2 protein-coding genes are annotated in these 1,543 nt (G+C 60.1%); both read left to right on the top strand.

Translation table 11 applies throughout. The annotated features are described in order from the left end of the window. On the top strand, positions 1-730 hold a 730-nt coding region (locus WA989_RS10265; RefSeq protein ID WP_424340402.1), incomplete at its 5' end, for a 4-hydroxybenzoate octaprenyltransferase. Between the two features lie 118 nt (positions 731-848). After that, positions 849-1,517: a DsbA family oxidoreductase gene (locus WA989_RS10260; RefSeq protein WP_424340401.1), complete on the top strand. Its 669-nt coding sequence runs from the start codon at positions 849-851 to the stop codon at positions 1,515-1,517. Positions 1,518-1,543: the final 26 nt, after the last annotated feature.

Below are 1,543 nucleotides of genomic sequence, written 5' to 3'. Positions count from 1 at the left end.
CCTCTGGTGGGATGTGCTTTTCGTCATCGGCGCGGTGACCATGCGTGGCGCCGCCTGCACCTGGAATGACATCACCGACCGCGAGTATGACGCTGGCGTCGAGCGGACTGCCAACAGGCCCCTGCCCTCGGGCGATGTCAGCGTCACCAATGCCTACATCTTTCTCGGTGTGCAGCTGCTGATCGCCTTTCTGGCCTGGCTCTGTCTGCCTCTCGATGCAAAGATCGTCGCACTGCTCGCCGTCCCGCTGATTGCCGCCTATCCGTTCATGAAGCGGGTGACCTGGTGGCCGCAGGCCTGGCTCGGCTTCACGATCAACTGGGGTGTCCTGGTGGCAGCGGCCACAGCAACGCATGTCTCGTTTGGGACGATCCTTCTCTATTTCGGATTTGCCTGCTGGACGGTCGCCTACGACACGATCTACGCGATCCAGGATGAAGAAGACGATGCGCTGATCGGAGTTAAATCCACGGCCCGCCTGATGGGCGAGAAGGTCGTGACGGGCGCCTTCTGTTTCTATCTCGGCGCGGCTGCCCTGTTCGCAGCGGCCTCTGCAGCCGCAGGCGCCACGCGGATTGGTGCGCTGACGGTCATCGCGTTTCTCGCTCACACTACCTGGCAGGCCTACACGGTCGGACATGACAAGTCGCAGGCGCTGCGCGTGTTCAGGTCCAATGCCTGGGCCGCGCTGATTCTGCTGCTCGGATTTACCATCGCCGCGATTCTATGATGGTGCGGCGCCATGAGACGAAAGCTCAGCTTCATTCAAAGCGATGAGTGCCTATATGCTTGAAAGACAGACCCAGCCCAGCGGCTGGCGCTGAATTCATGCAGGAAGGACAGGCCCGATGACAAAACTTACAATCGAGATGGTGTCCGATCCTGTGTGCCCCTGGTGCTGGCTCGGCTTGAGGCGCATTCAGAGCGCGATCGATCTCGTACCGGAGATCGACGTCGAACTGCTTTTCAAGCCCTTCGAGCTCGACCCGACCATTCCAGAAGGCGGGGTCAATTATCGCGATTACATGGCCAAGAAATTTGGCCCAGAGACCGAAGAAGGCCGCTGGTCCGCCATGCGCCAGGCCCTGATCGAATATGGCGAGGCCGAAGGCATTCCCTATCACTTCAACGATTTGAAGCACCGCCCCAACAGCTTCGACGCCCACCGGCTCGTGCGCTGGGCGCAAGGCCAGGGCAAAGGCGCGGAAGCCAAGGAAGCGCTCTTCTCGGCCTATTTCGAACATGCGCGTGACATCGGCGATCACGATGTTCTCGCTGATATTGCAGAAAATATCGGCCTTGAGCGCGACATTGTTGAAAAACTGCTGGCCTCAGACGCCGATGTCGCCGAGACCCGCGAGGAAGAAGAGCTGTTCCGCCAGATGGGGATCGGCGGCGTGCCAACCTATATCGCCATGCGCAAGGTCGCTGTGCAGGGCGCGGAAAGCGCCGAAAAGCTTGCAAAATTCATTCGGGCCACAGCGGCCCAGATGCCACAGCAGCGGGGTTACGGCTAGGAGAGCTGAAGCTCGACGAGTTTCCT

It is taken from the genome of Henriciella sp. (genome assembly GCF_049649345.1).
Lineage (GTDB): Bacteria > Pseudomonadota > Alphaproteobacteria > Caulobacterales > Hyphomonadaceae > Henriciella.
Note: the sequence above shows the minus strand (reverse complement) of the source record. Positions and strands in the feature narration are given on the sequence as shown.